Source organism: Serratia sp. CY43202, from assembly GCF_052168755.1.
Taxonomy (GTDB): Bacteria; Pseudomonadota; Gammaproteobacteria; order Enterobacterales; family Enterobacteriaceae; genus Serratia; species Serratia bockelmannii.
In genome coordinates this window covers 69,521-94,838 of record NZ_JBJNMB010000002.1, presented here as the reverse complement: position 1 = coordinate 94,838, position 25,318 = coordinate 69,521, and the positions used below count along the sequence as shown (strand labels likewise).

Annotated in this window: 10 protein-coding genes; 1 reads left to right on the top strand and 9 read right to left on the bottom strand. The window is 58.4% G+C overall.

The window, feature by feature from the left end:
- Positions 1 to 141 precede the first annotated feature (141 nt).
- Positions 142 to 891 carry an AraC family transcriptional regulator gene (locus tag ACJ8J5_RS02340; RefSeq protein WP_173889991.1) on the top strand — a complete coding sequence of 250 codons (750 nt, stop codon included), beginning with the start codon at positions 142 to 144 and terminating at the stop codon, positions 889 to 891.
- 335 nt (positions 892 to 1,226) lie between these two features.
- Here ACJ8J5_RS02340 and ACJ8J5_RS02335 read toward each other — a convergent pair whose 3' ends face one another.
- From ACJ8J5_RS02335 to ACJ8J5_RS02295, 9 genes are all read right to left on the bottom strand, one after another.
- Positions 1,227 to 3,383, bottom strand: coding sequence for a TonB-dependent siderophore receptor (locus tag ACJ8J5_RS02335; RefSeq protein ID WP_414104383.1), 2,157 nt, complete (start codon positions 3,381 to 3,383; stop codon positions 1,227 to 1,229).
- 156 nt (positions 3,384 to 3,539) lie between these two features.
- Positions 3,540 to 5,273 (bottom strand): ABC transporter ATP-binding protein, encoded by a 1,734-nt coding sequence (locus ACJ8J5_RS02330; RefSeq protein ID WP_173889995.1) that lies wholly within the window; start codon positions 5,271 to 5,273, stop codon positions 3,540 to 3,542.
- Positions 5,270 to 7,036: an ABC transporter ATP-binding protein gene (locus tag ACJ8J5_RS02325; RefSeq protein WP_173889997.1), complete on the bottom strand. Its 1,767-nt coding sequence runs from the start codon at positions 7,034 to 7,036 to the stop codon at positions 5,270 to 5,272. Before ACJ8J5_RS02325 ends, ACJ8J5_RS02330 begins: the two co-directional genes overlap by 4 nt.
- Positions 7,033 to 12,444 (bottom strand): non-ribosomal peptide synthetase, encoded by a 5,412-nt coding sequence (locus ACJ8J5_RS02320; protein WP_414104382.1) that lies wholly within the window; start codon positions 12,442 to 12,444, stop codon positions 7,033 to 7,035. Before ACJ8J5_RS02320 ends, ACJ8J5_RS02325 begins: the two co-directional genes overlap by 4 nt.
- Positions 12,441 to 13,841 carry an FAD-binding oxidoreductase gene (locus ACJ8J5_RS02315; RefSeq protein WP_173890001.1) on the bottom strand — a complete coding sequence of 467 codons (1,401 nt, stop codon included), beginning with the start codon at positions 13,839 to 13,841 and terminating at the stop codon, positions 12,441 to 12,443. Before ACJ8J5_RS02315 ends, ACJ8J5_RS02320 begins: the two co-directional genes overlap by 4 nt.
- The gene (locus ACJ8J5_RS02310) at positions 13,841 to 14,551 is read right to left on the bottom strand and encodes a VOC family protein (protein ID WP_173890003.1); all 711 of its coding nucleotides are present in this window, start codon (positions 14,549 to 14,551) and stop codon (positions 13,841 to 13,843) included. Before ACJ8J5_RS02310 ends, ACJ8J5_RS02315 begins: the two co-directional genes overlap by 1 nt.
- The gene (locus ACJ8J5_RS02305; RefSeq protein WP_173890006.1) at positions 14,544 to 16,763 is read right to left on the bottom strand and encodes a bifunctional Gfo/Idh/MocA family oxidoreductase/class I SAM-dependent methyltransferase; all 2,220 of its coding nucleotides are present in this window, start codon (positions 16,761 to 16,763) and stop codon (positions 14,544 to 14,546) included. Before ACJ8J5_RS02305 ends, ACJ8J5_RS02310 begins: the two co-directional genes overlap by 8 nt.
- Entirely contained in the window at positions 16,760 to 17,800 is a 1,041-nt protein-coding gene (locus tag ACJ8J5_RS02300) for a hypothetical protein (RefSeq protein ID WP_414104381.1), read from the bottom strand. Before ACJ8J5_RS02300 ends, ACJ8J5_RS02305 begins: the two co-directional genes overlap by 4 nt.
- On the bottom strand, positions 17,797 to 25,245 hold the full coding sequence (locus ACJ8J5_RS02295; protein ID WP_414104380.1) for an amino acid adenylation domain-containing protein: 7,449 nt from the start codon (positions 25,243 to 25,245) through the stop codon (positions 17,797 to 17,799). The genes ACJ8J5_RS02300 and ACJ8J5_RS02295 overlap by 4 nt, the downstream gene beginning before the upstream one ends.
- Positions 25,246 to 25,318 lie beyond the last annotated feature (73 nt).

Genomic DNA, 25,318 nt, shown 5'->3' with positions numbered 1-25,318 from the left:
ATAATTATTCAACTTTAAAAGAGAAGCCCGTTCATGGCAGAATAGCGCTACCGACAGTCAGGATGTCGCCAGACGGACAAACGTTGTCCGTTATCGCAGCAATAGGCACAAATGGTGAGAACCGGACAGAGGCAGGTAAACATGACATCCCATCACGCTATTGAAGGCCTGCGCCAGCTGCGCTACAGCCCCGGCAGCCAAGAGCCCGTCCATCAGCATGAGCAGGGGCAGCTGATTTTGCCGCTGCGCGGCGTGGCGAAAATCGCCACCGCGCAGCATATCTGGCTGCTCTCGCCGGGCCGCGCCATTTGGCTCCCCAGCGGCACACCGCACGGTTTGGAAGCCATCAATGACGTCGTGACGCACAACATCTACTTTACGCCGCCCTTTTCTCGCCGCTATGGTGCACGGCCGCAGGGGCTGAGCGCCACTCCTCTGTTGCATCCCCTGATTGCCGCCGGGCTTGAAAACGCCATTTCCGCCGAACGGCTTACGCTCATTCAAAATCTGCTGAGCGATGAGTTTCAACGCATGCAAAGCGGCCAACTGTGCCACGTGACCCTGCCGAACGACCGGCGCCTGCGCCAGGTATGTGATGCTTTGTGCCGCGAATTGGGCCATGGCGAAACGCTCGCCTGGTGGGGAAAAAAGGTCGGCGCCAGCGAACGCACCCTGGCCCGGCTGTTCCGCGAAGAGACGCAGCTGAGCTTTTCGGAATGGCGCCAGCAAATTCGCCTGCTGGAGGCGGTGTGCAATCTGGCGCGCGGCGTGGCCGTGGGTCAACTGGCCCACGAACTGGGTTATGCCAGCCCTAGCGCGTTCATCGCCATGTTTCGCAAAAAACTGGGCGTATCGCCGCAACGCTATATTCAAAGCGCGCTGGAAGCGTGAAAGTCGGGCGAGTTTCAAATGAAAGAATGCCATAAACAAGAGCCGCCAGATGAAACACTCTGTCTGTCCTCTCGTTAATCAGAGTAGCCAATTGTTCCGGGTTACTGATATCTCCGCAGGCAACATTTAAACGCGGATCGCTGATGCCGTGAGTGGTGAGATATCAAAGGCAGTGATTTGTAAGATTTACTTTGCTTGACCATCACGATTAAGAAGTGAACCCTTTTCCAGTACTGTCTTGACCTGCTTTTTCCGGAAAACCAGCGGCACCAGCGAATGACAATATTCATATTTTATCTCGTAATAAATTGTGTAATTTATACAGTAAGCACTATTTAAAAATCCCAGCTCAGCTTCGCTATCACGGCACGCTCAGCCCCATAGAAACAGCCCTGAGATTCGGTAAAGCAGCTGGTGATGTACTTACGATCGGTAAGGTTTTGCGCGGTGACCTGCACCTTTCCACCTTTTAGGTTGGAAGCCAGATGTCCCAGATCGAAATGCACTTCGGCATCCATCACGCCATAGCCAGCGGTGCTGAACTGGTTCTCCATGGTGCCGCCTTTGGTACCATTGCTGAAACGTCCCCCCACACCTGCACCAAACCCGGAAGCAAAGCTGGACTCCGGCGCTTCCCAGTTGACCCACAACGAACCGAAACGGGTAGGTATACGCAGTGGGGTGCGCCCAACGACATCGCGATTGCTGTCCTGGGTGTATTCCACATTCTGCCAGGTCATGGATCCGATGATGCTGAACTGGTCAGTCAGTTGGCCACGCGCTTCTAACTCAATGCCGCGGGAACGAATCTTCCCGCCCTGTACCGAGTAGTTGATGTTGTTGGGATCAGTGGTCAGGACTTTGTCCTGGGTAAGATTAAAGGCGGCGATAGAGAATAACGCTGGCAAAGATTTGGGCTGATACTTAATACCTGCCTCATACAACTCGCCGTGCGAGGGATCAAACGCGTTCCCGCTGCTGTCCACAGAGTTGATCGGCTGGAATGATTGAGCGTATGTGAAATACGGAGCAATACCGTTATCAAACAGATAATTGACGCCGGCACGCCAGGTTGTGGCTTCATCACGCTGTTTGGTATCCGCGCTGTAACCCATTAAGTCAGTGGTACGCACGCTTGACCAGTCATGACGCACCCCCACCGTGGCGCGCCATTTTTCATAGCTCAGCTGATCCTGAGCATACAAACCGGTCTGTGTATTCATCAGCCGCGTATCCTGATAGTTCTCAGGCGTGCCGTAGGTGGCCTGGCCATAAACCGGGTTGTAGATATCCAGCGTGGGGACATCATAAGAAGCGGCGTAATTGCCGTGCCCGGTAAAGCGATCCCAGCTCATGCCAACCAGAAGTTGATGATCAATATCCGCCGTAGTGAAATGTCCGTGCAGCTGATTGTCGAGATTGATGGTATTGAAATGCTCGTCAGATGCGGCGATTGATCGGTTGATGGTACGCATATCGTCCTGCAATCCGGCAAAAATCACCGCGTTATATTTTGATGTCATCTGACTGTAGCGACCATTCAGGGTGACATCCCAGTCATCATTAAAGTAGTGTTCTGCGCTATAGCCAACAGAGGCCTGCTTACGCGAAAAGGTATTGTGATCCGGCTCGCCTGGATAAGCGTTTGTCGGTAATTTACCGTTAGGATTGTATTTGGCCGTACCGGCAACAGGCAGGGACGTCTGGGCTGCCATTTTAGAATCATTTTGCGCACGCGCATAAATCGTGAGCTTGTTATAGTAGTCAGGCTGAAAAGTAATGGAAGGCGCTAACGCCCAGCGCCGCATTTCGGTGCCCCGCTCCTGACCTTCTTTGGTCGTTGCCGTCCCGACCACGCGGTAAAGTACCGTGCCGTCATCATTGACTTTTCCGCCAAAATCGAAAGAGCCGCGCTGATACTGATGATTTCCCCCTTCCAGCTCAACATGGCGAATGGTCTTCGCAGTGGGCAGTTTACTCTGCATCGCGATAATTCCACCCGGACTGGCCAGGCCATACAGCACAGAAGCCGGGCCACGCACCACGGTAATATCCTCCAGCAGGAAGGGATCAACCTGTTGATAGCCATAAACAATCCCGTTGTTCATGCGCAATCCGTCGAGAAACTGATCGTTAAATCCGGTGGAGCCGTAATTGAATCCGCGAATTGAGAACTGGTCAAACGCACTCACCCCACCCCATTGCTCCGCCGCCACGCCCGGTGTGTAACGCAGCGCTTCATTTAAAGAGCGAACGTTCTGCATATCCATCTGTTGACGAGTAATCACTGAGATCGACTGCGGCGTTTCCAGTAATGGCGTATCACTTTTGGTTGCGCTCTGACTGTGTGTTGCGACCAATCCACTGCTGTCGGCAGATTCGGCGACGACATTTATCGTCTCTTCTGCACTGGCCTGCGATGCCACCATGATTGCCATCAAGGCCAAGCTGAGTGGTTTCAGCGATGGCCATTTCTGTGCCCTGTTTTGCATAAGGCCCCAAACTCCCTAAAAGGTGAAATGATAATTATTTGCAATGTTATAACATAACAATCAAAGCGCAATCATCTATTCTGCTTTTTTTGTTGTCAGTACCAGGGGAAGAATGAATGGCACTCGATTTTGCTGTGAGTGCCTGAAGAGAAAGGATTACCTGTCGAGGGCGTGATGCTGAGCCTCAATTAATGCCCGATAACGCCCCTCCTTTATGGCCATTAAGCTGGCGTGGTCGCCACACTCAACGCAACGGCCTTGCTCAATAAAGGCAATTTGGTCGGCTGCGCGAATGGTGGATAAACGATGCGCCACAATCACCACCGTTTTATCCGCCACCAGTGCGTCTATCGCTTGCTGCACATGATATTCCGATTCGCTGTCCAGCGATGACGTAGGCTCGTCCAGTAACACAACCGGAGCATCTTTAAGAATAGCGCGCGCAATCGCCACCCGCTGGCGTTCTCCCCCCGACAACGCACTCCCCGCTTCACCCGCCCGTGTCTCATAACCCTGCGGCAGACTTTCAATGACGTGGTGAATATGCGCTTTACGTGCAGCGTTGATGATCTCCTCCTGCGTGGCGTGCGGTTTACCTAACGCGATGTTATTCGCCAGCGTATCGTCCATCAGCCACACATCCTGAAACACCACCGAAACCTGTGCTAAAAGCTGATCGGGGGGGATATGCTTTAATTCCGCGCCTCCCAACGTGATAGTGCCCTGCTGTGGATCGGCAAAGCGACTCATCAATCGGGTTAGCGTGGTTTTCCCCCCGCCCGAAGGACCGACCAACGCCGTCAGGGATTTTTCCGCAATGTGTAGCGTCACATCCTGGAGTGCAGGTTTTTCCTGCTGCTGATAGTGAAAACTGACATTGTTGAGCGTAATCGCAAAGTGCTGTGGTTGATGGAGTGGCAGTTCAGTGACCAGATCCGCTTCATTGAGCACCGCATTCACCCGCTGCAACGCCGCGTCCGCTAGTTCAAACAGGCGCACCATGGAAAGTCCCAATGTCAGAGGCTCTACCATTTGCGCTACCAGCACCGTCAGGCAGAGCAGTGATGCCAGCGGCAACTGTTGCGTTGCGCATAACCCCATCCCCAACGCGACGGTAGCCACCAGAGTGAGCTGGATGATCAGTTGTGCTTTGGCAATCAGCCGTGCAGTATTGCCGCTTTGATGCTGCACCTGATGCTGGTGAGCAAAAACCCCGCGTAAACAAGGCGCGTTCAGGCCAGATCGGCCGCTGGCACGTAACATCGCCTGAGCCTGCACATACTCAACAATGGCTGCGCTGGCTGCCGCATCCACTTCATCAATGCGCAGAAAATCCTGATTGGCATCACGTTGTGCCCGCCGTATCAGCGGCACGATGAGCCCTGTTCCCGCCAGCAGCAGCGCCCCCAGACGCCAGTCCAGCGTGAAGATCAACACCAGCACCACCGCAGGTACCACCGCCAGTTGAATCGCCAGCGTAGCCAGTGAAGAGAGCGCCGTTGCCGCAAAGGTGACGTTATTGCCAAGAATCGTTGCCAGATCGCCGCTTTTTCGCCGTGCCAGCTGCTCCAGCGGCATGGCACGCAAGCGATGTGCCAGCCGCTGACGCATGGCCTCCGTCACGCGATGCCAGTAGTCATAGACAAAAGCCATTTCACGCCAGCGCACCATGCCTTCAAGCAGCAGCAAAACAATGAGCACCACTAGCCAGCTCAGGATGTCACGCACGGGCAGTGCGCCCGGTGTTAATACGAGCGAAAACAGCGGCAGTGTGATAATCCAGCCCGCGGCTTGCAACATCGCCGCTACCACCGCACACGCTAACGTTCGGCGAAATGGCGCAGCGAACTCCCCTGCCACCGCAATCATGTTGTGATAAATGCGCATCATACTTCTCCCTCGCGCTTTAACGTCCACTGACTGGCAAGCTGATAGTGCTGCCACAGACGCGCGTAATAACCGCCCTGATTCAGCAAGTCAGCATGACGGCCTTGCTCAGCCACTCTGCCTTCGTGCATCACCACAATCACATCCGCGTCAATGACCGTCTGCAAACGATGAGCAATAGTGATCACAATGCGATCCGGCGCGAGTTGCGCCAGTGCCTGCTGAATATGCCTTTCGTTGTGTGCATCGAGATAAGAAGTTGCTTCATCCATCACCAGCACGGGCGCATTGCTCAGCAGTGCGCGGGCCAGGGTCACACGCTGACGCTGGCCGCCCGATAACGAGCTCCCTCGCTCACCGATCTGCGTGTTTAATCCTTGTGGCAGTGCCGAAACGATCTCGCTCACCCCCGTCGCGACCATAACGTGCTGCAACGCTGCATCACTGGCTTCGGGCGCAGCCAGTCGTAAATTTTCCTCCAGCGTGCCACTGATAAGAAACGGCTCCTGTAATACCAGCGCCATCTGCTTCAACAACACATCACTGCGCATCTGGCGGATATCGCACCCCCCCAGCGTAATGCTACCCTCTGTCACGTCATAAAAACGCGGGATCAGGCGCGCCAGCGTCGATTTTCCCGAACCGGAAGCCCCGACAATGGCACAGCGTGTTCCCGCTGCGAGCGTTAATGACACGTCGCTGAGTGCAGGCTGCGGCCGATCCGGGTAGTGAAAACTGACCTTGTTCAGGCTGAGTACGTGTCCTTGCGGTTGCTGCGGATGTAGTGGCTCTGGCAGCACGTCCTGCCGCAGCACCTCTTCAATGCGGCCTGAGGCCGCGCCAGCGTCATTCAGATAGTTAGCCAGGTGCACTAACGGTTCGAGCGCTTTGATGGGTAACGTACCCAACATCAACGCCAGCAGCCACTGCGCCAGGGTAACCTGCCCGGCTTGATACAGCACAAAACCTGCTATCATCAGCACCGCAGCCGTCGGTAACGCGGCACCTGCCAGACGATTGATTTTCCAGGGCACTTTGCTGCCTGCCATCCAGGTTTCCACCGCCGACGTAAACTGTTGCAGCCGCGCGTTAAAGCGCCGCCAACCCGCGGCGCCATTATCAAAGGTACGCATGACCGCCATACCCTGCACCAGTTCAATCACCCCGGCATTGACTGACTCACTGGCCTCATTGTATCGGCTGCGCTGCTGCGGATTTTCACGCGCCATCATTGCCATACACACGAGGCTAATCGGCAAAAACAGCAACGCCACCAGTGCCAGTCGCCACTGCACCAGCGCCAGCACCAGCAGTGCGGCCAGCGGTTGACTCAGGCTGGCACCGATAAACGGCACCGCATCCGCCACCGCAATGTGCAGCGCTTTGACATCCTCCTGGAGGATTTTACGTAACCGCCCACTGCCCCATTGCTGTACCACTCCAAGCGGCAAACAACTGAGGTACTCCACCAGACGCTCGCGCAGCGCTTCCTCTAATTGATAGCTGGCTTCGTGGGCCCGTGCTTCTGCCTGTAAGCGCAACCAGAATGCCAGCACCAACAGCAGCACACTGCCGGTGAGGGCGATAAATGACGGCGGTGGTAACATCGGGACAGACAGTAATGGCGTCACCGCCCATGCCAGCAGCGCTATGCCGCTGACGTTGAGCAAGCCCGCCACGCTGCCAAAAAGAAGTGCCAGGTTAAGTGAGCGCGCCACCTTCGGCACGCTTGCCACTAACCTGCCGGGTTGGCCCAGTAACTTCATTTCAGCCCCTCATTCACCCGCTGCGCCACGGCTTGTGCGTTGGGCGTATCGATGCAACTGAAGTGATTACCCGCAATCGAAGTGACCTGCAGATCGCCCAGGCAGACGTTACGCCAGAAGTTCAGCGTATTGTCATCCATACCCGGTGCGAACCCAGAGCCCTGATTGGGCAACAGGAAGCGGATATCGCCGACATAAGTGCTGGGGGTGAAGTGTGCGGCATGGAAACTCTGGCGGAATACGCGGAACAGGCCCAGTGCCATTTCGGCAGGCATCTGCTGACCGGTAAACTGTTCCACACCCGCGACATAACGCGCAAAACGCTCTTCAATCGGCAATGCCTGCATCTGTTGGAAAAACAAGCCCGCCGCGCCGGGTAACTGCGCCAGCGCACCCTGCGGAATGCGACCATGATGTTGCTCAATCACCTGCATAAAGCCCTTCACTAATGCATCGCCATCCACCTCACCGAAACCGGCCTGCGCCAGCGTAATGTGCAAATTGGGGATAAACAGCGATTCGATCATCAGATCATCCTGCACCTCGAACAACACCGGATGGCTGCTGATCAGCACCAGGTCAGCGATTTCTGCGCCCTGTTCGCTGAGGCGACGCGCCACTTCTACCGCAAACAACCCGCCCAGACAGTAGCCAATCAGCTGGAAGCGGCTATGTCCGGTGGCCAGCAGGCGTTGTGCGTAATCATCTGCCATGCGCTCAACCGCCTGTTGTGGGGACAAGGCGCAATATTGTGCGGTATCGGCAATCACAATGCCGATGACCGGCCCGCGCGGATCTTTCTCCAGCTCCGCCAGCATCGGGCGGAAGCAATCCATGGTGCCCAGGCCGGCATGGAACACCACCCGCAGCGGGCCTTCACGCCCGCCCCCCATCGGCAGCAGAATACCGTTGCTGCCCTCAGCCCGGCCCTCGATTTCTGGCTGCAGTTTATCTCCGGCTTGAGGCGCTGCGGCAGCCGCTTCAGGCGCATGCTGCGAACGGATAGCCTGCGCCAGCGCGCGCACCGTTGGGCCATTCAGCATATGACGCAGCAAAGTATCAAAGGGTATCTCTCCCATCTGCCAGGGGTCAGCGGCCAGCAACTGCCGCAGCTTGCCTGCCATGCGTGCCATGATCAGCGAGTCAGCCCCCAGGTTATACACATCCTGGTCGAGCGCGATCTGTTTAATTCCCAGCGCTTCAGCCCAGTGCTGGCACAGCATCTGCTCAAGCGCATCCCCCTGCGGTTGCAGGCCCAGCGGCGTGCCATGATCTGCAGTCTCCTCTACCCACCAACTGACGGCGGTATTACGGTCCACTTTTCCGTTTGCCGTTAGCGGCAGAGCTGCAACCGACTGAATCTGCGCCGGGATCATATAGCGCGGTAATTTCTGTTGCAGCGCGTCGAGCAGCACTTGCGGATACAGCGGCAGACGATCGCCTTTGATTTGTTGTGCCAGCAAATGGAAACCCTGCTGATACAGCACGTGACCTGACTGCGGCAGGCACAGCACCGGATCGCCGCTGACCGATTGCATCAGCGCCTGCCAACCATGCTGATCAAGATAGCTCTCCTGCTGACGTTCGCTGTCTTCCGGTGGCGTCATCATGAATGCCTGAGAAGCCATGATCCACGGACATTCGCGCGTCGGCTCCGTCAGGATCACCCAGCCTTGCGGCGCGGTCAGTAACTGGATATTTTCCAGCGCCCGGCGTTGGTCACGGGCGTTTTCCAGTACCCCGGCGGCCAGCACAATATCGAAGCTCTCCGGGTAATAGCCCTGCGCGCGAATATCATCGTCAATATTCAGCAGGCCAAAATGCATGCCCGCTCGTTCACCGTAGCGGGCACGCGCTTCAGGCAGAAAGAAGGCCGCCACATCAGTAAAGTGGTATTCAATCGCCTGCTCGCTCAACGCTGCCAGCACATCCGCCGTCGTGCCGCCAGTGCCTGCGCCAACTTCGAGGATACGTAAAGGCCGCTGGGCGCACTGCTGTGCAATCAGGCTCGTCAGTGCACTGACAGCCTGATTCAGGTACTTCGCCATCAGGTTTTCACGATACAGCGCCTGCACGTTGGTCAGTTGCCCCTGCGGGAACAGCAGTTTCTGAGCGTCAACACGCCCTTCGAGCAGCCCGGCGAGATTATCCAGGTTGCTGCGGATGTAAGCCAGAAATGCCGGGCCATCGAGCAACGGCTGCCACAGTGCGTCAACCTGCTGCCAGCTGTAATCAGGCAAAGCGCCCGCCTGCGCGAGCATCGCTTGCCAGCGGCGCACCAGCCAGAAGAAGCGAGCATTCACGGGTGTTTCTCGTAGCTGAGCTTCACTGAATTCAGCATTAAGACCATAAGCTTCCAGCGTGTCACGCATCTGTTGTAACACCACAGCGTCCAGGGCTGTCATCGCCTGTTGTAACTGCGTGGCGGTGATGTCCTGCACCAGATCTGCGGTTGCGGTATCAATACCATCTGTCAGGCGGGCGTAATCTGCGCGGTTCTCTGGTTGACGCTGCGCGCTGACTAATGCCAGGAGTTGCCGCTGGTTACCTTCGCCATGGGGCACCACGCACGCACTCTCCACGCCCGGTAAAGCACTAAGCGCCGCTTCGATTTCCCCGGGTTCGATGCGGTGCCCTTTGATTTTGAGCTGATTGTCCGCGCGACCAAGAAACTCCAGTTCACCGTTCGGCAGATAGCGGGCGCGATCGCCGGTCCAATACAATCGCTGTTGGTCATGCGGATGATGGATGAAGTGGCGTGCAGTTTTCTCCGCGTCATTAAGATAGCCTTGCGCCAGTCCCGCGCCGCTGATGTAAAGATGGCCAGGCAACCACACAGGGCAGTCCGCCATGTTGTCATCCAGCACGCGAAAGCCCTGATTGCTGAGCGGCAGACCGTAAGGGACACTGCGCCACGTGGCATCACGGCCCTGCCAGCGGTGATAGTTAGACCAGATGGCGGCTTCAGTCGCACCACCGAGCGCTACCAGTTGAAGCCGTGGCAGACGCGTCGCCAGTGAATCCAGCAGCGTTAAAGGGATCCAGTCACCTGAGAGTAATGCCAGCCGCAAACTCGTCAGTTGCTGGTGCTGAAGCGCGCTCTCCAGCATCTGCATCAGCGCAGGCACGCTGTTCCAGAGGGTCACCTGTTGTGATTCGATGCGTTCAATCCAGTGCGAAGGATCGGTGGCGCGTGCCGGTTCAGGATAGATTACCGCGCCGCCCACGCTTAGCGGCCCGAACAGATCATAAATCGCCAAATCAAAGCCGAGTTGCGCCAGCGCCAGCACGCGGTCGGTGGCCTGCACGGCGAAACGTTGGTTGATGTCTTCAACCGTATTCCGTGCCGCCTGATGCCCCATCACCACCCCTTTGGGCTGGCCGGTGGAGCCAGAGGTGTAGATAATATAGGCCGCATCGCTGCTGCGCGAAGTGTGTGGTTCCTGCAGCGGCTCGCTGCCGTTCAGTGCATCAACATCAATACGCCACTCGCCACTAACGCCGCACTCCACGATCTGTTGCTGGGTCAGCACCCGTCGGATACCCGCGTTTGCCAGAATTTGCCGGCGACGTTCCGCCGGCTGCGAGACATCGACCGGCACCCAGACCGCCCCCGCCGCCATGGCACCCAGCACCGCAGCGGCCTGCATTACACCTTTTTCCAGCGTGATCGCGACCGGTTCGCCGATGACAACTCCGTGCCGCTGCAGATGGCCGGCAATACGCAAGGCTGCGTCCGCCAGTTGACGGTAAGTCATCTGCTGCAGGGGATCGATCACCGCCAGCGCATCCGGGGTCAGGTGAGCCTGTGCGAAGAATGGCTGGTGCAGCCCGCCTTCGGGTAGCGGTGCGTGGGTATCATTGACCTGCAACCGTTGTTCACGTTGCCATTCGGGGAGTGCAACCTGCGCGGTCTGCTGCCAAATCGCATCTTCTTGCGCCATGGCATTCAGCAGTGATTCAAAGCTCGCAAACAGATCGTCGATCATCCCCGACGGGAATACCCCGTCGCGCACATCCCAGTTGACCTGTAAACCGGCAGCACTGTCCATCGCCTGACAGTCGATAAACACCTGCGGCGTCTGGGTAATGCCACGTCCATCCAGTTTGCCCTGCAACGCGTTTTCTGCATCGGCAGGCACCAGGCCGATGGCACTGGTAAAAACATAAGGCATCAAAGCGTAATCGCGCCCTTTGGCGCGCGCCAGTTCACGGATCACCTCGACGCCGGAACAAAGGCGATGATCCAGGTCATCATACAATTGCCGGCTAATGGCGTTGGCGCGCTGCGCCCAGCTCATTGGATGGCGCTGATCGACCTCCAGCAGGCTGACCGAGGTGAAATCGCCCACCAGACGATCCACCTGCTCATGCAGCGGCTGGCGGTTAAGTACCGTCAGATTCAGGCAGAAGTGTTCGCTGGCAGACCAACGCTGCAGCACGCTGGCATAGGCGGTTAACACCGCCGCTGTAGGGGTAATACCGCACTGTGCCGCCTGCTGTTTGAGTGCCGCCCAGCGTTCCTCCGGCAGTTGCAAAAAACGTCGTGTAAAGCGTGCGGGCTGTCGTTCCTGTGTATCAAGCAACGGGAGCTGCGGCGAGGCGGGCAGCTGAGGAATACGCTGCTGCCACCAGGCACGATCGCGTTGGGCCGCCGGTGACTCATCCCTGCCGCGCTCCGCCAGCAGATAATCGCGGAACTGAATCTTTAGCGGAGGCAGCGGCTGGTCAGGATGCTGGTAACGCGCTTCAAACTCGCCCAGCAATAGCCAGATACTGGCCCAGTCGGCAATCAGGAAGTCCATCGACAAATGCAGCACGCTGCGTGCCGGCAACTGCGACAGACTCAGGCTGAACAGCGGCCACTGCTCGGGCTGGTAGAGTCGATGCCCCATCTGCTGCTTCACGCTGTCCAGCAGCGCTTCGCCCTGCTCTGCTCCGCTACTCGCGCAGTCAATGAGCAGTTCCGGCACATCGGGTAAAACGCGCTGGCTGCCACTGCGATCAAACACCGCACGCAGCATGTCGTGTCGCGCGACCAGCTCATTCCAGATAGCACTGACTCTGGCATGCTGCAGCGGTGGATAATTCACCTCCAGATAAACATGGCAGGCCACGCCGCCATAGCCAAAGGCATCATTACGCCCGACCAGATACGCCGCCTGCACCTGGCTTAGGGGAAACGGTGCGAAGCGCGCAGTCTCATCGGCTATCAGTGTAGTCTGCTGCTGTTCTCCGGCGAGAATAGCTAACACATCGGCTTTATGGGCTTTCAGCGTGTGTAAATCGTCCGCTGAAATCACGCCCTGCGGCGCACGGTAGTTTAGCTTGCCCTGCTCCTCCCACAGCTGTACGCCACGGTTGCGCAGGCGTTGAAGCAGTTCAAGGGCGATGGAATGGTCAGTCATGCTAAATCCTCCTCGCCCGGAGCCGTCGCGCGGGACGACCGGGGCGGAATATTGACGTTAAAACGCAGGCGATTAGTCGGGTCGAAGCGCTGTTTGAGTGCCGCCAGGCGTGCCCATCCGCTGCCATACGTGGCCTGCGCCCAACGCGGCTCATGGTCAGGCAGCAGGTTGGCGTAAGGGCCGCAGCTCACCGCTTGCAGCTGTTGCCAAGCCTCAATGGCGGGTGCCAGCATCGCTGGGTTATCGGGCTCGCCGTACCACTGGGCGCAGACTTCAACAAACCAGTTGGCATCCCGGTGGGCAAACGCGGTTGCGCCCGCCGGGGCGCGGGCAATGGCACCGCCAAGTGCGCCAAACACCAGCGAGAAGTTCGGGCCGGCACGCTGAAACAGCGCCAGCAGTCGCTCGAGCGTGTCATTGTCCAGCTCACGCAGCAGTTCGCCACGGTTGTAAACATGCTGCTGTAGATAGTTGGGCGCCGAGGGCAGAAGGCGCTGATAATCGACGTAGCGCATCGGTTGCAGCGTGTCGCACAGCGCGCCCACCTTAAGGGGCGCAAGCACTTGTTCCGCCTGTTCTGGCGCACCAAACCAGGTGGGAATAAGCATGATACTGCGCTCAAAATGCAGTGATTCTGGCAAAAATGGCAGCGGCGGTGCCGTCCAGACAAGGGCAATCAACGAGGCCTGATCCGGTGCCTGCGTCAGCCAGCTACGTGCCCGACGCAGCACAGCGGGAATGTCCCGTGCGGGCCACGCGAGCACGCCGGCCACGACGCCCTCAACGGGATGCAATTGAAACGTGAAACGCGATACCACGCCAAAATTGGCGCCCGCGCCGCGCAAACCCCAGAACAGTTCGGCATCGTGCTGTGGGTTCACTTCCAGCACTTCACCGGACAACGTAACCAGCTCACAGCTCACCAGGTTATCGCTGGTCAAGCCAAACTGGCGCGACAGGTCGCCAACGCCGCCGCCCAGGGTGTGCCCGGCGATACCGATAGTGGGATTGCGCGGGCCGGGTACCGCCAGACCGTACGCCTGAGTTGCCGCATCCAGCTCGCCCCAGGTGACCCCTGGGGCGACGTGCGCCAGGCGTTTATCCGGGTCAATAGCGATCTGCTTCATGCGGGACAGATCAAGCACCAGCCCATCCTGGCAGGTGCCGTAACCGGCCACGTGAGCGCCACCGCCGCGCAGCGCAACCGACAGTTGCTGAATCTCCGCCAGTTGCAGTGACTGTTGAATATCCTGCACGCTGACGCAGCGCACAATCGCAGTGGGCCGGTAGTCAATACGGGCGTTGCGTACCCGGCGTGCAACTTCGTATTCCGCATGCTGCGGCAACAGTAAATCCCCTTCCAACACCTGTTGTAAGGCAGAAAATAGCTCGCGCATTACGCCTCCTGCGACGGGTTAAATAACGACTGGATGAAATCGGATGTCTGCGGCAGTGCCTGCCACCCCTGTAAAACCACGCTTCTGACATAGCGCCGCTCACCCTGCTGACTATTGAGCCAGCGGTCAGCAGGCAACAGGCGTTGCAACTGGCTGTAACTGAGTCGCGGGATATGGAAGTCCACCCGGGTCACGGCGCGTGCGCCATTGGCATGCCGGACACAGGCCGGTCGCTGCAGCGGGTGGTAATGAGAGACGATAAACGGCAGATCGTTACCGCGCGGCATCATAAAGTGGTAGTGCACCCTTTCACCCTGTACCGATTTACGGTTGCCTCTTACGACGCGCGAACCGGCCAGCGCCTGCTGACGCAAATGCTGACTGACGTTATCCAGGCTAAGTGGTGCTTCAGGCTGATACTGTTCAGGTTCCAACGCCACATCACACCAGCCCTCGCCAGCCTGCGCCCAACCTCTAAGACGCCGACCGGCGCTGGAACCGAAGCGCCAGCCAAAGGGATAGCTCAGCCAGCGAAACCAGCGCGGCAGTTCAAAGAATTCCAGAAACGGCCCCTCTTCAAACCACACCAACGCATTGTGCGCCCGCGCCGGATCGCCCCCCCACTGCACACTGAACCCAGCCTGTTCAAGCTGGGCTACGCAGTCACGAATGTTATCGACTTTGCAGAGAATATGGCTGCACTTAAGCATTGGGCCTCCGTGCGATAAACAGGCGCTGCCCGAGCGGAGCGAGCACATGCCCCTCGTCGGGCAGGCAAGCCTCGCAAATCAACCCGGCGCGCTGCAGCAGATCCCGCCACTGCTCTGGTGAGAGGAAGCGCTGTTCACTGCGCTGCCGGTCGTCCTGTGGCGGTGGCATCATAAAGGCCTGTGAGGTGAGAATTTCCAGATGTTCACGCGTCGGTTCGGTGATTAACATGACACCGCCCGGTTGTAACACCTCGGCCAGCCAACGAATGGTTTGTTCGCTGTTGTGTGCATTGTTCAGCACCCCCGCCATCACCAGCACATCCTGGGAATCTGCGGCGACGTTTTGCTCGGTGAGGGGGCGGTCAATATCGATCAGTGCGGTCGAGAGCCAGGAGAGATGGCTATAGCGCTGTTGCGCATTCACCAGGAAAAAGCGCGAGACATCGCTAAACAGCCAGTTGAGCGGCGGTGTTTCCCCATACGCCTCGTGCAGCCGTTCCCGTACCCGTTCGGTGGTGGCACCGGTGCCTGCGCCAATCTCCAGTACTTTTAGCGGCGCCGTTCGCTGGCTGAGCTGCTTCAGGACCCAGTCGGCAATCAGGGTGTTGAGATAACGGGCGGTGATGGTGTGGCGATAGACCGCATCGGCGATATCGTTACGGCCTTCCGGGAACAGCAGCAGCGCCGCCTGCTGCTCGCCGCGCATCAGCTCACCCAGCTTTTCCGCGTTATGCCACAGATAATCGATAAAAGTGGCAGAGCCCAGGCGGTTGTCCCACGCCCTGTGCACCGCCTGCCAGCTGTGATGCAGCTCGGTATAGCCGATCGTTCGTCGGCTAAAGTAGTGCGCGCCTCGTTGCACCACCAGACCGGCATCGGCCAGCAGCATCAGCCAGCGTCCAATCAGGGCGTGATGCGCTTCGGCCACCTGGAGTTGTTGCAAAATCCCTGGCAGATCGTGGCCCTGATCGGGATGCGTCAGCGCGCCTCCCTGTTGCAGGCTAAACAGCATGGCGCTCAGGCAAGCTTCATCCATCCGCGCGACAAAATCCGTCACCTGCTGCGCCGTAATGCCACTCACCAGCAGCTCTGCCCGCTGGGTAAAATCCCACTGTGGGGTGGCTTTGCGTTCCAGCCCGGTGGTGACAGGCAGCAAGGTACGCGCCAGGGGTTCAAACCGCTGGTCTGGATTGAGACGCGGATAGCCGAGTGTTTTGGTCAGCGCTTGCCACATCTGACACTGAGTTAGCAGGGATTGCGGGCTCCAGCGGGGTGCATCAGGAGACCGGATGCTCTCCGCCAGCGCCAGTAAGTCTTGGGCAATGGCTTCTGGCCAGTGTTCCGCCAGTGTGGTGCGCCAGCTGGCGCGCTGAACCTCGCCGATAATGGCGCTGGTCTCTTCCATCAGATGTGCTGATTGTGGGCTGCTAAAATCGCGGTCGCGTTTTACCGCCTCAGGGATATGCAAACGCGGGAACCACATCACCGGCCCATGTGTATCGATCAACGATAACCGTCCAGCGGGCAAGCCCAGCGTGATCTGTTGCAACAGCTGGAAATGGTTGTCAGGGTCCTGCGGATCGACTTCGTTATGCACACTCAACGTTAAGGGGATTCCGGCCAACTGTCCCTGCACCACCTGGAAAGGTGCCTCTGGTAACTGCGCCTGCGCCTGAAACTGCCACGGGCGAGGTGCGCCAAGGGCTTCCACCAGCATCGCGATCAGTGGGAACGCCACCTGGCTGGCGCACGCGGCATCAATAAACTGAAGCTTTTGCCGCCGCAGTAAGCGGTGGGCAGACTGAATGAACTGCTCCACCGCCGGCAGATGCGGATAGAGGTTGCCGACCCGATACTGCACACCGAATTCACGCGCTGAGCGCAGGTTCGCCACCACCTCATCATGATGAACGGGCTGCTCCTGAATGACATGAATGCGCCTGGCCATCAGTTGCTGTGCCAGAACGCTGCCTGCACCGCCCATCACGGTGGCACGCAACACCACGCAGGCCAGGTCAATGTCTTCAGGCAATGCGGCGATATCGGTATAGAGCGGAATGTCATAGCGTTGCGCGCAATCACGGCTACGTGCGCTGCCGCTCGCCAGTAGCCCCACCACGTTAAAGTGCAGCGGATAACGCTGCAGTGCCGCCAACCAGAACTGGCCAAAGGTGGAGCCACACACCAGCACCTTTAACGGAACCGCGTTCATAGCGCACCTCCACTCATTTCGTTTAAGTGCTCAATCCCGCTGTCAAACAGCTCAATATCAATACCGGTTTGCTCACGGCAGAACAGCAGCATAAACGCTTCGATATCAATGCACTCGGCTGCCATCCCCACGACCGGCTGAGGTGACTTTAGCAGCCATTTAGCGCATGCCGCCGCACATGCGGCGGTTAACTGAGCAATGCCCGGAGCTTTCAGCAATAAGGTTAACGTGGTGTTAGTGCCCTGACGCACTCCATCAACCTGGATCAAAAAGTTAACCCATGCATGTCGACCCGCTACATCCAGTGCCGCGCCCTCCACCACCGCGTATATTGCTGCCTCTTGCGGCAATACACGCGCTGTTTCTAATGCGCGAACCAGGTGTTCACCATCAAGCGCGAGATACCAGCGACTGTGGCGCACCCCCAATTGATTGGTGACTCGGCGCGATTCCTCATCTTCATAAGGCTGCAGTTGCACCGGGCGAGGAAAGAAAGGCAGGCTGACGTTGGACTTTCGTCGCGGCAGGGTATGCTTAGGGCCTGACGCGCGCAGCACACCCTCAAGATAATCTTCTGCTCCGCCAGGGGTGAAACGATCAAACACGCCAAACCAACAGTGCAATGCATCGGCTCGGTCCAGCGTACGCGCTAACCACGTAGGCAAAATGCCAGACAAGCCAGGCAATGCACCTGCTGCGAACAGCGCGCTGCATGGACATCCCCCAACCGGAGGTTGTAACGCTGCCGGACAGTCAATCCCGCCGGCGTCAACCAGCGGAATACCCGCCGCGTGCAGTCGGTTAGCCACCTGTTGTGACAGCCGTGCCGAAGGCGCAGCACAGTTCACGATCAACCGACAGCCGGTGGCGAACATCATGAGGCTTTCTTCGTCACTCACATCCACATAGCAGCTCTGTGCCCAGGCGACGGGTTGCGGGTGACGCCCCCCCACGCGCAGCGACGTTTCTCCCCACTGATGCAGAATACGCGCGACCCCGCTGCCCACGGCACCAAATCCTCCCAAAATACCAATCACAGAACACCCCCTTCCATGGTGGCAACTTGAGCCTGTTGTGCCTCAATCTCGGCAGCCATTGCCTTCAGGCCAGGTGCGCTAAAGATTTTTCGCAGCGCGATGTCGACGGCAAATTCATCACGGATCAGGTTAATCAGGCGGGTGGCCAGCAAGCTATCCCCCCCTAATTCAAAAAAGCCCTGCTGGCGGCCGATGTGCGGCGTAATGCCAAGCAATGTTCCCCATAGCTGAGCGAGTTTTGCTTCGGTTTCACTGAGTGTTTCCTGCTGTTGTTGCGGCCTGGGCAGATTGTCATACAGTGATTGCAGGCGCTTACGATCAACCTTACCGTTTGCAGTCAGTGGCAGATGTGTCAGCATAACCAACCGCTCCGGCACCATGGCTTTGGGAAGTTTCTGCGCCAGCTGACTCGACCAGTTAGCGGGCAGCCCGTGATGATGTGAAGGGCGTAGAGTTAAGGTGGCGGCGAGACCGCTGAGGTTGCACTCACCGGATGTAAAACCACTGGACTGAGCGCGTTGCTGCCACACCGCGCCAGTACGCAGCGGATCTTTTCTGCTATTGCCATACCCTCCCGCCAGCAGCCCGGCGCTGATCATGGCAACCGGTGTCAGACACTGGCGCTCCATCATCCACAGCTCGCCTGTAGGCCTCAGCAACTGAGAGGCTGCCTTCAGCCCATGTAATGGTTGGGCGTAGCGGTGCAGCGCATTCGCCGCCAGCACGATGTCAGCCGAGTTTTGCAGTTCTTCCGGCACATACAGTTCATTCAGCAACAGGAAATCGATCTGATGACCGCCGTTTGCCAGTTGAGTCCGCGCTTGCTCCAGCGCCAATGGGGAGGATTCCAGCAGGGTGTAATGCACGCTGCCCTGCGGCAGGCGCGCCAACAGCACAGCGCTGTGCTGCCCGCCGGCACCGTTGATCTCCACGATGTTGATCGGTTGACCTCGCTGGTGGAACAGGCCGTGAACATGCAGCGCCAGCTGTGACAACCATTGCCGCGTCTCATCATCCGCTGCCGACAGACTGGCAGGGCTGAATACGCTGTCGGTCAGCAGTGCGGCATGGTCTTGTTCACCTCGCAACATGGCGCGCCAGCTGGCATAGCGGGTGCGCGCCGCAACGATCTGCGCCGTTGCAGGCCTGGCGATCGCGGCAGCGGTTCCGGTGGCAATGTAGTGTGCATCCTGTGGCTGCACCACACCACGCGACACCAGCCATTTCAACCACAGTTGCAGCACCTGCTCGCCCTTTTCATCGGGCTGAAGCGCGTGCACTTGCCAGACGGCACCGGCTTCCGCCGGCAGTTGCAGGAGCTCCGTCAGAATGTGTTCGGCCACCGCCGATTCATACTGCAGCAGACCACGTTGAGTACTGTCAGGATGGAATACCTCATCCTGCTCGACACGGGTAGGGGTGTGGGGGGCGACGGCGGCTACAAGTCGCTGCGTGATGCCATCGTGCCACAATGAGACCACCGCCTGGTCGATGCCGTTAAGCGCCTGCAATGCCTGTTCAACCTCACCGGCCTCAATGCGATGGCCGCGCAGCTTCATCTGCGTATCCAGTCGCCCCAGGAACTCCAACGTACCGTCTGGCCAGTAGCGGCCACGGTCGCCGGTACGATACCAGCGCTCGCCGTCAAGCACAGGGAAACGGGCCTCCGTCAACGTTGGATCGCCGAGATAGCCGCGAGCCAGACCCGCGCCGCCGATGAGCAGCTCGCCTTCCACCCAGTCAGGACAATCGGTATTGACCGCATTAAGCACACGCCAGCGCTGATTATGTAGCGGGTAACCATAAGGGATCGAACGCCAGTCAGGTTTGATCCTGGTCACCGGGAAAATGTTTGACCAGATAGCGGCTTCGGTGGCGCCCCCCAGAGCCAGTAAACGGCAGCCCGGGGCGCTCATTTGTAATCTCTCTGGCAGCGACAGCGGGATCCAGTCACCGGAAATCAACGACGCCCGCAGCGCAGGCAACGTGACGTTCTGCGCAGCTGTCAGCAGCATCTCCAGCAGCGCTGGCACCGAATTCCACAGGGTGACCCCATGGGTTTGCATTAAGTGTATCCAGTGAGCCGCATCGCGACGGTACTCCTCATCCACCATCACCAGCGCAGCCCCGCAGCCTAACGGCGCAAACAGATCAAATACCGAAAGATCAAAATCGAGTGCCGAGAGCGCCAGAATGCGGTCTTGCGGTTGCATCGCCAGTCGCTGGCGCAAATCGTGCACCGTGTTATGGCTGGCGGCGTGGCACATCTCAACGCCTTTGGGTTCTCCGGTCGAGCCCGATGTGAAGATGACATACGCCAGCTGCTGGGGGGAGATTGCTACCGGATGAGCCAACGCCGCGACGTCCGTCTGCACGGCCTGATCGCCGGTCAAGGGCGTGTCCTGATCGAGCACCAGCCGTACGTCGGCCCGTTGCAAAATCGCCTGTTTGCGTGCCTGTGGCTGATCGATACCGATTGGTACCCAACTGGCCCCCGCAGCCAATACTCCCAGCACCGCGATCGCCTGCTGCGGGCCTTTCGGCAGTGAAATCGCCACCCTATCGCCCGCCAGCGTTCCCTGCTGTTGCAGCCAGTGCGCCAGTTTCAGCGCCTGCTGCGCCAGCTCAGCATAAGAAAGCTGACAGGTTTGCTGCTCCTGCAACCAAATCAGCGCCGCCTGCTGCGGTGTCCGACTGGCCTGCTGGAAAAAGGCGTGATGCAATGTTTCCGCAACATAGGGGTGATGTGCAGCGACAGTGGTTGCCTCTCGCACCAGGCGCTGAGGCACAGGCAAGAGATCTGGAAGCGACTGCTGCCAGTTCTGGTCACATAAGTGATGGATGAGCTGCTGATAGGCGGTAAACATCGCATCCAGCATACCCGCCGGGAACAGAGCCTCTACCGCATCCCAGACCAGCGAGACGCCTCCTGCCAGCTCGGTTAACTGGTGATCCAACCAGACCTGCGGCGTTTGTGACAGGCCATAAACGGGTTGGCTGAAGATGCCCTGTTCCGGTTCTGCGCTTATTCCCAAAGCGCTGGTAAACACCACCGGCATCACCAGTTCAGGCGCCTGATGCAGACGAGCCAGTTCGCGGAGGACCTCAACGGCTGAGAGCGAACGGTGATCCAGCGAGCCCCACATATCGCGTTGTACCTGGCAAACTTCATCCAGCCAGCCGCCGTCGGCATGACGACACGGCACCAACACGAGCGAAGTGAAATCACCCATCACCCGGGTCATATCATCGTGCCCTTCAGGACGATCGAACAGGGTCAAATTGAGGGTAAAGTCCGGCTGATGGCTCCAGCGCCGCAGTACGGTCGCAAATGCGTTCAGCATCACCGCTGAAGGTGTTACACCCTGTTGGCGGGCTTTTCGCGTCAGTTGCTGCCAGCGATCCGAGTCCAGCCAGTACTCACGGCGGGTAAACTGCGGTACCGACATCGCTTCAGGTTGCCGGGCCAGCGGCAACTGCGGGGCCAGCGGCAGGTGGTCGAGACGTGGCCGCCACCAGTCCCAAGCAGCCTCACGTTGCGCCTGCTGTGGCAGGCGTGCCAGTAGCGCATCACGGAACTGAACAGCGGGGGCTGCCGGCAACGAACGCTGATGATAGAGCGCGTCCAGTTCCTGATAGAACAACAGGATACTGAGCGCATCGAGGATCAGGTTGTCGATAGCGATCGCCACTCGGTGCGTTTCACCCCGCTGCGCCACGCTGACGCTAAACAGCGGCCAGCGCTGCGGATCGAAGCTGTGTGAGGCATATGCTGCGCGTTGCAGACCAACGTTATCTTCACCCGTCTGGTTGAACAGCGGGATCTGATAATGCGGCACCTGTTTTTGAACCTGCTGCTGGCCGTTACTGAATACCGCCCGCAGCATGTCATGGCGCGCAATCAACTGGTTCACCGCGCGTTCCAGTTGCGCGAGATCCAGATGATTAACCTCAAATTCACGATAGAACGTACAGCCAATGCCGCCCAGCGCAAACTCACTTTCTCGGCCAAACAGGTAAGCCTGCTGCACGTCCGTCAGCGGGAAGGCATCGTAACGTCCGTTAGCATCATGAACGATGGCAGGCGTGGCGGTTGTCGGTTGGTTGCAGCGCAATGTCTGACAGAAATCTGCCAATACCGGCTGAGCGAAGAGTTTTGACAGGGTAACAGCGCTAAATCCCTGGCGACGAAGTTCTGCCACGGCACGGGTGGCCAGCAGTGAATCACCGCCTGCCGTGAAGAAATTATCCTGACGGCCCGGTAATATACCGAGTGTTTTATGCCAGATCGCAGCCACCTGTTGTTCTACGCCGGGCAAGGCGGCCTCGTAGGTGTGGGCCGTTTCCGGTGCATGGTCGGCCAGTAACTGCCGCAGTAAATTGCGATCAATTTTACCGTTGTGGCTGAGCGGAAGTTCAGGCAGCTCCACCAGCCGTTCCGGCACCATTTCCTGCGGCAGGTAACGTTGCAGATGCTGGCGCAGCGCCGTGCTCTCTACCGGCTGCTGGCAGGTATAGGCCGCGACCAGATGTTGTTCATCATCGAGCAGAACAATACCGCGTGTCACGGCAGGGTGGGCAACCAGCGCGGATTCAATTTCGCCCAGCTCAATACGGTAGCCCCGCACTTTCACCTGATGATCGCGTCGCCCCAGAAACTCCAGTGAGCCATTGGGATGATAGCGCGCTAAATCGCCGGTGCGATACCAGCGTTCACCGTTCTCTACGACAAAACGATCGGCGGTGCGCTCGGGATCGTGGCGATAGCCGAGCGCAACGCCTGAGCCGCCAATCCACAGCTCGCCGCTGACCCAGTCACAGCGATCCCGGCCCAGGTTGTCCACAACACGGCAACGAACGTTGTTGAGCGGATATCCATAAGGCACCGAGCGCCATTCAGCCGGCACGGTGGTGATCTCCTGAATCGTCGAGTGAATTGCCGTTTCGGTCGTGCCGCCCAGCGCAATGCAGCGACACTGCTCAGCGACTGCGCGTAACTTTTTCGGCAGATCAAGCGGAACCCAGTCGCCACCCAGCAGCACAATCCTGAGTGGTAGCGTCAGGTTGTCCGCAGCGGCACTGGTGAACGTCATCTCCGCAATGGCAGGCACGCAGTTCAGTACGCTGACCTGATGCTGCCGGATCAACGCCACCCAACGCTGCGCGTCGCGCCAGCTCTCATCCTCAATGCACACCACCGCCCCACCCACTGACAGCGGCGCGAAAATGTCGTATACCGCCAGGTCAAAACTCAGCGCCGACACCGCCAGAGTGCGCATGCAATCGCCCAGCGGATAGCGGCGGTTAAGATCGTCGATGGTGTTTTTCGCTGCCAGATGGCTGATCTCCACCCCTTTCGGCGTGCCGGTTGATCCAGAGGTGTAGATAACGTAAGCCAGATGCTGCGGATCGCTGCGAGTGACCTCCGCCAGAGGGAGCCGCGAATCTTCATCCGGCAGATGGTCCACAACCTGTTTCACCCCGGCATTTTGCAGGATGGCGTTAATACGCTGTTCCGGTTGCAGGTGGTTGAGCGGTAGCCACGCAGCACCGCTGGCAAGTACCCCCAACACCGCAATGATCTGCTCCGGTCCTTTGGGCAAAGCGATCGCCACCGGTTCTCCTGGCTGCACGCCCTGATTGAGCAGATGCGTCGCCAGGCGGCGTGCACGGTCAGCCACCTCGCCATAACTGAGTGTCTGATGTGTGCCAAACAACGCGGGAGCTTCCGGCTGCAGCTGTGCCAGACGAAAGAAGGCACTGTGCAAATCGCTCTCAGGCAAAGGGGCATCGGTGTCGTTCGCCCGCTGGCGCACGGCCCGTTGCGCAGAGGGTAACGCACTCTGCACCGGCTGTTGCCACGCCTGCTCACTGGCGATGAGCGCCTCAAGCAGCCCCGTAAATTGATCGAACATCAAATCAAGCATGCCCGCCGGAAAACAAGACTCACGCGCGTCCCAGTTCACCAGAATGCCTTCATTTAACTCGGTAATCTGCGCATCCAACCACACCTGTGGCCCCTGTGAGACAATCCAGCCGGGCTGCCCAAAGGCCTGCTGTACGCGTTCGCTGAACAATTCTCCCAGCCCCAAAGCGCTGGTGAATACCACGGGAGCATACTGCTGCTGCCCGCGCACGCGTGCCGCTTCGCGCAGCACTTCTACGCCGGAAAAACAGGCATGTGCCGCATCCTGACGGAACTGCTGTTGCAGGCGCTGCGCGCGCTCCAGGAAACTGCCAGGGTTGCTGCCCTGCCACGCCAGCAGCACTGACGAAGTGAAATCCCCCACCAGCGCGGGTACGCTGGTGTGCAACGGTTCACGATTAAACAACGGCAGGTTAAGAATGAAATCTTCGTCGTCACTGAACTGGGTCAGCACTTCGGCAAACGCAGCGGCAATCATCATCGGCAAGGTCAGTTGATGTTCGCGCGCACTGGCCTCCAGCTGTTGACGGGCCCTGGCATCAAACCAACGATGGCGACGGACTACCGTCTGCTGCGCACTGCCCGGGTTTAACCCAACGCTGGGTAACATCGGTGCGCCAGGCAAATCGGCTAAACGTTCCAGCCACCACTGTTTGTCTTGCGCGTAACGTGCCTGCTGCTGCGGTTGCTGCAGCCAGGCGTGGCGCAGTTGCTGATACTGGCGATAGGAAAGATCCAGCACAGGCAGCGGCTGTTGCGGCTCCAGATAGAGCGTCGCCAGATCGTTCAACAGAACGCGCAGGCTCATGGCATCCGCCGCAATCATATCGAGATTAAAATGCAGGCGGCAGCCGCCACCTAGGGCGGCGGGCTTATGCGTCACACGCACGTCAAACACCTCGCCTTGCGCAATATCTAGCTGGCGATGTGACAGCGCGGCGCGAATCGCTTCCATTCGCAGGGTGGCGGTATCTGCTGTCTCCTGGCGTAAATCATATTCCCTAAGCCCGGACCACTGCGCGTGTTCAAGAACTTGCTGCTGCCCTTCTTCCAGAATGGCCACCCTAAGCATACCGTGGCGGGCAAGCAGCTGATGTACCGCATTTTCCAGGCGCGCAACATCCAGTTGCGGTAGATCGAACTCATGGTAGAAATGCGCAGCAACGCCCCCCAGATGCTGAGCACTGTCTCGCCCCACCCAATAGGCATGCTGCATGAGCGCCAGTGGGAAAGATTCGTTTTCATGTGTGCCAGGCAACACGGCCTTTTCTTCCTGCTCCGCGGCCAGCGTTTGTTGCGTCATCAAAGCCAGCCAGGCATCCAGACGTGGCTGTTCAATCAAGCGGGCAAACGACACATCGTAACCTTGACGACGCCACATAGCGGCCAGTTTCATCATCGCTAGTGAATCGAGCCCGAGGCCGATCAGATCGCACTCATTAGCGAGTCGATCCGGCAACATACCGGGAAGAAAAGGTGCCATATCAGTGCAGATTTTGTGCTGAAGGGTACTTGTCATAGTCCTAGTCCTTCCCTCAATTAAATCATGAAGTCATTAAAAAAATTAATATCGCAGCGCTGGCTTAAGATAT